General features: G+C 37.9%; 4 protein-coding genes. All 4 read right to left on the reverse strand.

What is annotated here, in order from left to right; genetic code table 11:
• Window positions 1-12: 12 nt before the first annotated feature.
• On the reverse strand, window positions 13-1,716 hold the full coding sequence (locus LPB89_RS16155) for a polysaccharide lyase (protein ID WP_230702718.1): 1,704 nt from the start codon (window positions 1,714-1,716) through the stop codon (window positions 13-15).
• Window positions 1,717-1,819: 103 nt separating this feature from the next.
• A complete protein-coding gene (locus tag LPB89_RS16160; protein WP_230702719.1) occupies window positions 1,820-3,796 on the reverse strand; it encodes a RagB/SusD family nutrient uptake outer membrane protein in 1,977 nt (658 codons plus the stop codon).
• Between the two features lie 18 nt (window positions 3,797-3,814).
• Window positions 3,815-7,210: a SusC/RagA family TonB-linked outer membrane protein gene (locus LPB89_RS16165; RefSeq protein ID WP_230702720.1), complete on the reverse strand. Its 3,396-nt coding sequence runs from the start codon at window positions 7,208-7,210 to the stop codon at window positions 3,815-3,817.
• Window positions 7,211-7,863: 653 nt separating this feature from the next.
• Complete coding sequence (locus tag LPB89_RS16170; protein WP_230702721.1) at window positions 7,864-9,885, reverse strand: glycoside hydrolase family 127 protein; 2,022 nt, start codon at window positions 9,883-9,885, stop codon at window positions 7,864-7,866.
• Between the last annotated feature and the right edge of the window lie 309 nt (window positions 9,886-10,194).

Raw genomic sequence — 10,194 nt, forward strand, 5'->3', positions numbered from 1 at the left:
ATTTTTTTTTAATTATTCTTGTAAAGACTTGGTTAGCGTTTCGTGATTGTTGCTCAGGTCTTTCCAGTCTGTCTTTTGGTTTGGATCTGTACCGTTGATGTACTCTTCGATATTACCATAACCATCGCCGTCGGTATCTAACTTTGCATCAGCGGCATCATTCGGATTTAAACCGTGTTTTTTCTCCCACTTGTCCGGCATACCGTCTTTGTCTGTATCTGTATACGGTTTTCCTTTGTATTCCGGATATCCTCCTACCTGCGAAATATCGGTGATAATTCCCTGTTTGTAGGAATCCATCGGTAAGCGTCTGTGTTCAAACTGATAGAAAGTTTTTTTCTCTAATCCTTTTGCGTATTCAGGAACTCCGGTTTTAACGGTTCTAACAATTCTTTCGTCTACTTTATCTCTGATTGGCAAAGTTGCCCCTACATTTTTAAGTACAAAGTCATACGATTCTTCAGCAGTCATGATTTTGTTGAACCAGGGCATTGGAAATGGCCTGTCGCTTTTCATTTTATCGAAATACGTTTTCGCTTCCTCATACCCCATTAACTCTCCTTTTTTGTTTTCAATCTGAACTCCGCCGTCCCAGTTGTCTTTAGTAACTTTTTCGTTATTATTGATAACATTTCCGTTTACATAGGCTCTTCCAAATACCATATAAGGCAATTTGCTTCTTCCTGATTCCGGTTTTAGGATTCTATAGCTGATTGGCTGTGTCAAATCGGTCACAGGACCCGGTTTATAAAAGTTGTTGATGATATTATAGTTGGCAGTATAATCTCCTCCGTCTGTAGATCTGTTATACCAGTTGTAAATAACATTGTTTACAAAATTGAAAATACCGTTCCATCCAATTGAAGGATTTCTTCCGGCATTGCTTGCCCACATATTTCTCATGAACGAACAATTTTCTCCTCCCAGAGTACTTCCAAAAGCGTGATTGTAAGTGTCTAAAGCTTCTCCGAATAAACTGTTCTGAATCGTAATATTCACCGTAGGTTTCTTCTCGTCGGGATAACCAGCACCAGGACTGTACATATGTCTGTAAATGGACATATTTTCGTCTAATCCCCAGGTAGCAGAAACGTGGTCGATCATGATATTACCCACCGGATTTCCTCCAATGGCATCATCACGGCGGCCTACGAAAGTTTCTCCTCTTCGAAAACGCATATGTCGGATTACTACGTCATGTGTATTGATCCAAACCGATTCCCCCGCTACGCAAATACCATCTCCTGGAGCGGTTTGCCCTGCGATAGTGATATAAGGAGCGCGAATAATTAAAGGGCTTTTGATTCTGATAATTCCGGAAACATTGAAAACAACGATTCTGGCTCCGCCTTTCTCGCATGCTTCACGTAAAGTTCCGGGACCTCTGTCTTCTAGGCTTGTCACCGTGTAGACATTTCCGCCACGACCTCCGTTAGTAAACATTCCTCCTCCTTCAGCACCGGGAAAAGCAGGAATTTCTGCCTGTGGTAAATCATTTGGACGGGATGCCCATGGAATATAAGGTTTGCCGTGTTTGGCTTCTTCCTCGATAACGACAAGCGCTTTTTCCCAGGCTTCGTCAGAAAGTTTATCCGCTTCATCCATGATAACTTTCGATTGTGCCTGAACTTCCGGGCTTATTTTGGGATATTGTGCGAAACATTGGAAACTTCCTAAAAACAACAGGAAAATAGCCGGTAAAGTGATATTTTTCATACTAATTTTTAATTGGGGTAATTCTTTTTAAACAAATCACCTGTACTTTTTTAAAGAATACAGGTGAAACGTTTTTATATAATACTTGTCTTGATCTTAAAATTTATTCCTGGTAATTAAATGTTCCCTGTCCACCAAAATTATCATTCCATCCTATCGTTTGTAACAACCATGGATTTGAAGTCAGTGCAGTTGTATTAAGACCATTTATATAATAATTTGGATTGAATTTAATATTTACTGCAACGCCGTTAAAATTGTCCATAGGCGTAAGTAATGGTGTACGAATAAAATTTGCATTATAAAATGCTGCCAAAGCTGTGAGCTGTGTTCCGAAATTTGCAGCATCCGGATCTGCCACCACATTTGCACGGGCAGCTGCCAAAGGATCTGTACTGGTAGAAGTTGTTGCAACTTTATACTGTAAAAAGTTACCTGTACGTTGTGTCCCGTTAATTGGAGCTAAACCTAATTTACTTACAGTTCCTCCGGTAACTCCGGGAAGCACTTCATTATCATATAACATCCATCTCTGAACATCCCAAAAACGTTTTCCTTCGTATGCCAGTTCTACTCTGCGCTCATATAAAACGGCTTCAATTGCCTGATATTTATCTGTTAATGTACCTATTCCATAATTGTTTGCAGCAGGTATGCCAACACGATTTCTAATTCTTCCTAAATAAGCTAAAGTATTGTTGGTCTGACCTAAAGCCGCATAACATTCTGCAATATTCAATAATAACTCAGCATAGCGATATTCAAAGATATCTGTTCCGGAATACTGGAAGTTAGTTTCTTTACTAGCTGCCAGATTAGTCATTTTTCTAACGAAAGCCGGGCTTGATATTGCGGTGTTTCCATCTGAAAAACCTGCTTTATTTGAGCCATCTACCCAACGATACGCCCAAAGAACGGAATTAGGAGTTTCTTTTGAGCCCCATTTAGCCCCTGAAAAAGCAAACGTTCTGTAAAATCTTGGATCTCTGTTAAGAAAGAAAGTAAAATCATTGTACCCATTTGCAGCAGTTGGTCTTTTACCATCTGCCAACGGAAACAGGTCGATCATTTCTTTAGGTGCTGCTACTCCGCCGCCTGTTCCGCCTAAACTTAGCAAGCGAATTGATTTTTCCCAGGAATTATTAATGGCCTGAGAAGTAACACCAATTCCACAAAGCTGTACCGTGATTGCTTCCGGGCAAAAAGCATTGTCAATCAAAAACATTTGTTCCCATTGTTTCGCTGAGCTTCCATATAGTCCGTAGCCATCAGCGGTCAATTGAGCTTCTGCTTCTAATCCGGCTTTCAAAGCGGCTTCCCAGCGCTCATTTGAACCATCCCAGTTTTTATTAAACAGCGGACTTGCAAAAGTTAAAAGAACTCTGGATTTTTGAGCTAAAGCCGCGCCTCTGGTAAAACGTCCGTAAGCACCTGCTCCCCAATTACCAGGCAACAAAGTTGCTGCCAGATCTAAATCTTTTACAATTTGCGCTACCACTTCAGAAGGTTTAGCTCTCGGAAGCTGAATAGACGGATCGTCAGCTGAAGCTGCCTCTACAGTAGTAACAATAGGAACTCCACCGTAAACACGCAGTAAATCAAAGTACTGCATGGCACGCATATAATACATCTGCCCCTTTGCCTGATCGCGAAATGTCTTATCAAGATTTGAACCTTTTACATCAATTTCTTCTAAGAAAGCGTTACATTCCCTAATTCTGTTGTAGGGATGATTATTTATACTTGTTGCTAATTTTGCTCCATAATAACTACTTGCATCAGCCGAGTTGATAAGGGTTTTATTCGGATTGATAAAATCCTGTGTTCCTCCTAATTCCTCTGTTAATCTTGAATTTGCATCTGTATAAGAACCAATAACCGTAGAAATAGGAGACTTATAAGCATTATAAAAATCATAATATTGATTATCTACATAGGCTTGTGCACGTTCCTGAGTCTGGTAGAACGTATCATCATAAAAGCCATACCCTTTCTTATCTTTCAGAAAATCATCACTACATGAAGCGGCACCTGCAGCAAGTAATAGTGATAGTGTTATATATTTAAATGGTGTTTTCATAATTACTTTTTAATTTGATTAGAATGATACGTTAAAGTTAAGCGACCAGGTTCTAAGTGTCGGATAATTTACTGAAGAATTATCATACATATTTCTGTAATGATCCGGATACGGATTGTATAAATCCCAAAGATTATTACCTGTAATACCCAATGTCATAGCAGCGATTTTCGTATCTGCAAAAACTTTCTTAGGGATATCATAATTTACACTTAAGTTTCTAACAAAACAACGGAAAGTGTTCACCTGCCAGAAATCTGACGGACTTGAAATATAGGCCCATTGCGCCACATTCGGATATTTACCATTTGGATTATCCTCCCCATACATATCTTTCCAGAAACTCTCGCGGGACCACATACTGTTTGCGGATGATGTACCCTGATTTACTAAATCAACAAAATTAGCGCCTCCCCATGAAGTTGATATTTGGGTTCTTAAAGAAAATCCCTCATACCTAAAACCTAAATTTGTTATCACATTATACGTTCTGCTGCTGTTGGCTAATTTCACATAATCATTCTCTTTCATGATTTGCCCATCTGCCGGTGCTAATGTTCCATCCGGATTAAGTTGTCCTGCAACATCCTGATAAGCCAAAGATCCTTTTCTGATTCCGGATGCTGAGTTAATATCTAAATATCTTGGTACCCCGCCAACTGCGTTAGCACGTTCTGTCAAATAGGCCCAGTAATTTGCAATATCTTCATCGGTACGCAGAATACCGTCTCCTGTTGATGTTCCTTTCCAGGTTGCAAATCCCCACACCGGATTGAATGATGAATAACCTACTCGCGAAGTGTTATTAGATGGAACAACATTTCCCTGATCAGGGTATTTTTTGATTTCATTGTTATTATAACTAAAGTTGATTCCAACATTATAGCTCATTTTACCTTTTATCTTATCACTCCAGTTAATGCCAACTTCTGATCCCCATGCATCAATTTGACCATAGTTTTGTTCAGCATAAGCTCCTCCTACAGAAATTGGCACACCTACAGCACTGCTCATATCTGTTAACATTTCTTTATTTTTATCATAATAGAAATCATAGGTTAAGCTTAATCTGTTTTTCAACAAATTAATATCAACTCCCACGTTATTTTTTATAGTCGTATCCCATGTTACATCTCTATTTGGATTTACTCTTGGCGTCAAACCATTTCCATTAAATCCACCTCCACCGGTAGCTGTACCAGGTCCGAACTGAAAACCTTTATCTACAATAAGATCATAATACTGTTCCCATCTCCACGGACCGATATTATCTTTACCGGTTTTACCAATTGAGTAACGAATTTTAAAGAAGTCAACCCACGGTACACTTTTTTCAAACCAGCTTTCTTTCGACATTACCCAACCCAATTGAACTGATGGGAAAGTTCCCCAATAATTTTCCGGTGCAAATTTTGTCGAAGCATCGCTACGCAGAATAAACTGGAACAAGTATTTTTGTTTAAAGCTATAATTTAGACGTCCAAAATAAGATAATGTTCCTCCTTCTACTTTTGTAGCCTGACTATTAGAAGTACTTAAGGTACCAGCTGTACGATAATCACCTAAGTAATCTTTTCCGGTGTTCTCATAAGCCAAACGTGTAAAAGTATTATAGGTTTCTGAAGCCTCTCCACCTACCATGGCTCCAATTTGATGATCTCCAAAAGTTCTGTCATAATTAATCAGGAAATCTCCCTGAGTACTTTTGCTATCTGTATTATTATAATAAACTCTTGAGTTTCTAACGTTTGTTTCTAAAATATAACTTCCTGTCGGATTAGTTGATCCATTATAAAAACCAGGATTAGCAGCACTTGCTAGGTGTTTGTCCTGAAGTTGGTAATCTCTAATTCTGGCTAAATCATAAGGTAATTGAATCTGCTCATTATAAGATGAACTTTGATTTCTTGAATAGCTTACTTTGAAAGACAATCCTTTAACTGCAGCTACCTTATAATTTAATGAAGCATTTACATTGAATGTGTTATCATCAGTAGTTTGATGCGAACCGTTATTTAAATTGGCAAAATAGTTCCAGCCGGCAATATTATTATTTGCATTGGCACTTCCAAAGTTTTTGTTTGAATTAGGAAATGGAGATACGTAATATTGGTTACCCTCTATAGTTGTTTGCCAGGGCACATGTTGCGGCATATGTAGTAAGAATCCATAATCAGCTTGTTCTCCGCCAGCTGCAGAAGCATAACTTCCGTCACTGATATTAGAGGACGCTTTAGTAAACGATTTATCGGTAAATCCAACATTTCCGGAAACAGAGGCAGAAAGATCTAAATTCTTAGCGATTTTCGCATTAATACCTGTACGGAAATTCCACTTATCATATTTTTGATACCCTAAATTAGCGTCTTGTGTCAGGTACGTTGCACCTGCAAAGTACGTAATATCTTCAGTCCCTCCACTCACGTTGAACGAGTGTTTTTGCTGAATAGCCGGTCTCCAGGCCTCTTCTAACCAGTTATAATTTAAGTTTTTCATTTGCTCAAGTTCTGAAGCTGAATATATAGTAGCCTGATCAATCACAGCTGGAGCAGTCACTCTTGAGTTAAAAAATCTGTTACTGAATACGCCAAATTCATAAGCATTCAATACTTTGCTATGACTAACCGCATCATTTACAGCAAACTGGCTGTTATACGAGAATTTCGCTTTACCCGCTTTACCACGTTTCGTTTTTACCACAATTGCCCCTTGTGAAGCACGGGAACCATAAATTGCAGCAGAACCATCTTTTAAGACAGTAATACTTTCAATCTCAGAAGGATCTAATCTATTGAATTGTTCTAATGTAGGCTTACCATTACTCGGGTCTACCTGGATCATATCATCAATGATTATCAAAGGAGCACTAAAACCTCCATCTTTAGACAAACTAAACGTTTGACGAATTGAGACACTTCCTGCTTCGCCAGGACGGCCAGTTCCACTGGTAACGTTAACACCTGCAACCAATCCTTTTAATGCATCAGATAAATTTGTAACGGGCAAATCCATTAAATCATCTGCCTTGATCGTAGCAATAGCTCCGGTAAGTTCCTTTTTTTTCTGGGTACCATAACCCACCACAACAATATTATCCAGCTGGTTCGAATCATCCTGCATTTTGGTATTAACAATAGTGCGTCCATTTAATGGTAATTCTATTTTCTTCATTCCGATGAAAGAAAAAACTAATGTTCCTCCGCTCTTTACCTTAATCTTGTATTGTCCGTTGAAATCTGTTGTTACTGTATTTTTGGAAGATTTTTCGGTTACGTTAACTCCAGGTAAAAGAAGTCCTGAATTATCGGTAACTGTTCCCGTTACAATAACATTACTTGATTCTTGAGCATAACCAAGTACACTCATTAAGGTAAACAAAAGAAAACTACATCTTTTAATAAGTGCTTGTTTCATAAATGTTTTTTTTGGTTAGGTTATTTATTGTTAGTTAGTCATGTTTAAAAAACAAGGTATTCTTTTTATAACATTTAATTAAATCTTAACATTTTATTAAATGTCAAAAACACATTTATTTTCTATATCCCAAAAATATAACGATGATACATTAGAACCGTCCTGCTCTATCCTGCCCTAATCGGAAAATCACAAAAAAGTAGACTTAAAAAAACAATATTAATAAAAAAAGGAAAGAAAAAATAGACTAAACAAAAAATAGGACTGGCATCATTGAGCATTATTGAATACAGTATTCCTTTTTAGACCTAAAACAGAAAAAAATACACCAAAATCAACAATAAGTTGTTTATTTCTTAAAACAAAGCAATTAGCCCTTGATATGTAAGTAATTACACTTCATTAAGAGAAAGTAATTTTTCGTTTACTTTTAATTAAAATTAAAAAGTTTTTCCGGATAAAAAACCTACAATAAAAGACAGGATTTACGTCACCAGTTTTTGAAAAAAAAATATTTTTAAAAGGTAAATTCTGATTAACAAAACAGGTATTTCTGATTGTTTTTTACTTTGGAAACGCAATTCTTTATAATAACGAACTTATCAATTGCCATCTGAAAGTTTTTTATTCACAACTACCGAACTGAGATGGCATTAACGGGACATCCAAACCGTCATTTCGCCTTTTCCTTTATTTCCCCATGCAAAATAGGGAATCAGTTTTACGGTAAAGGAGTTACATTCGTGGGTTGAAATTGGTTTGTATAACGTTTTATTCCATGAGGTATCTGAAGGAACAGAAATATCTGCCTCAATACTAAGTACTTTTCGATGGTCTAAATCAATAAAATGCGTCGTGAATTTAGAATTGACATTCAAAACAACATCATTCACACTGGTGTTTGCCGGAAGCTGATCCGATTCTAAACAATAAACAAGAGGTCCCCTTTTTACAGCTACCTGATTTTTCACTTCTTCCACCAGAGGATTAGCCTCCATTACTTCAACAGGCATCGGAAGGTTTAGTTCGATAACATCTCCTTTTTTCCATTTCTGGCTGATTCGGAAATAAGATCCTGAAATCACCTTGCCATCGATTTTTTGATTATTCACAGCAATCGAAGCATTCTGGCTCCATCCGGGAATTCTCAGGAAAAAAGGCTGTGCTTCTTTGGGAGCTTTTACGATTTTTAAAACAATTTTTCCATCCCATGGATAATTGGTCTGCTGTTCCACTTCCAGAATTTCCCCGTTTAAAGTTTTGGTTTTTAAAGTATTACTTCCGTATAAATTCACATACAAACCTTCTTTTGAAAGATTGTAGGCATAATTGGCCACTTCGGCAATTGTTCTGGTCACATTTGGCGCACAGCAGTTAGATAATTTGATATAACCCTCACGCTCATTTCCCCATCGCTGCTGAAAAGGCAGCTCATCAGAAACATTCAACGGATTATTGTAACAGAATTTTTCTCCTTCCAGGTCAATTCCGGACAGGACACTGTTGTAAAGTGCCAATTCTACAATATCAGCATATTTGGCATCTGCTGTAATCTGCAGCATTCTCCAGTTCCACAATACGTTTCCGATATTGGCGCAGGTTTCCGTGTGCGCCGTTGCATTTGGCAGTTGGAACGGTCTTCCGTACGCCTGATGAATTTTTTGAACCACTGTTGGATCATACGAAGTTCCGTCCGGCGAAACACCGTCATACAAGGCACCGCATGCTCCCGTGATATACATTTTTCGATACGCTACATCATCCCAGATAGATTCCAGATTCTCTAATAATTTCTTTTCTCCTGTTTCGGCATACAAATCGGCTACACCCGCGTACAGATAATTGGCTCGCACGGCATGTCCCATTGCTGTTGTCTGCTGCCGAAACGGAATCCGGTCCTGATTATCGTCTGTACCGTCATTGGTAGTTCCCCTGATATCAATTAGATTATTGGCAAGTCCTAAGTATTTTGGATTTTTAGTAGTTCGGTACATCTCCACAATTCCCATATAATGCGATGGACAAATGGCATTTCGCGCCAATTCCGGTGATGCTTTTTTATAAAAATCATACAAATAATCGGCAACTCCTTTGGCTATATCCAGAAAGTTGGTTTTGCCGGTGGCGCGATAATGAACACAGGCAGCCGTCATTAGATGTCCCATATTGTATTTCTCAAAACCGAGTTGTTTTTTAACTTCTTCCGGGCCTAAAGTCCCCCAACGTTCGTCAATTAAAACCGGAGTATGAATATAACCGTCTTTGCGCTGCACTTTGGCAAAAAGCGCAATGGCTTTATCCATTTCCAAGTCTAGTTTTTTGTCTTTTGTAGTGGCATAAGTGGCCGCCATTCCTTCAAAAATTTTATAAAAATCACCATCATGAAAAGAGGGTCCGCTAAATTTTCCTTTCATTAAACCTGCTGCAATTTCGAAGTTTTTATACGCATGTGAAATCGAATCATTATGATACAAATTCCACATATACGGCAATGTATTTTTGGTTTCAACATCAAATTGTTCTTTCCAGAAACCATTTGTCCAGCGCACCTCATCAAGACCAACGCTTTGCAATTTAGAATATGGACTTTGGGAATTGCCCACTAAACCTTTGTTCTGTGCAACAAAAGCAGTGGTAAAGAGCAAGGTCGATATTATGATGACAGACTTTTTCATTTTGATTTTTCTTAATATGAATGTTTTTTAACCCGAATTAAAAGTTTTTTATCTGCATAATCCGCCAAATCTGCGAGCGATTTTTTTTCGCAGATTTGGGAAATTTTCTTTTGCCACGAATTCCACTAATTTCCACTAATTTTTATTGAAATAGTGCGAAAATTAATTCGTGAAAATTCTTGCAATTCGTGGCAGCAGTTTTTTTCACGCAGATTCAGCAGATAAACGCAGATTTTTCTTTTGCCACGAATTCTACTAATTCACACTAAATTTTTATTGAAATAGTGTGAAAATTAATTCGTAAAAATT

Source organism: Flavobacterium sp. ENC, from assembly GCF_020991415.1.
Classification (GTDB): domain Bacteria; phylum Bacteroidota; class Bacteroidia; order Flavobacteriales; family Flavobacteriaceae; genus Flavobacterium.

Excerpts from the sequence above, each read along its gene's own strand:
- LPB89_RS16165 (WP_230702720.1), bottom strand. The coding sequence starts at position 7,210 with ATGAAACAAGCACTTATTAAAAGATGTAGTTTTCTTTTGTTTACCTTA.
- LPB89_RS16160 (WP_230702719.1), bottom strand. The coding sequence starts at position 3,796 with ATGAAAACACCATTTAAATATATAACACTATCACTATTACTTGCTGCA.
- LPB89_RS16155 (WP_230702718.1), bottom strand. The coding sequence starts at position 1,716 with ATGAAAAATATCACTTTACCGGCTATTTTCCTGTTGTTTTTAGGAAGT.
- LPB89_RS16170 (WP_230702721.1), bottom strand. The coding sequence starts at position 9,885 with ATGAAAAAGTCTGTCATCATAATATCGACCTTGCTCTTTACCACTGCT.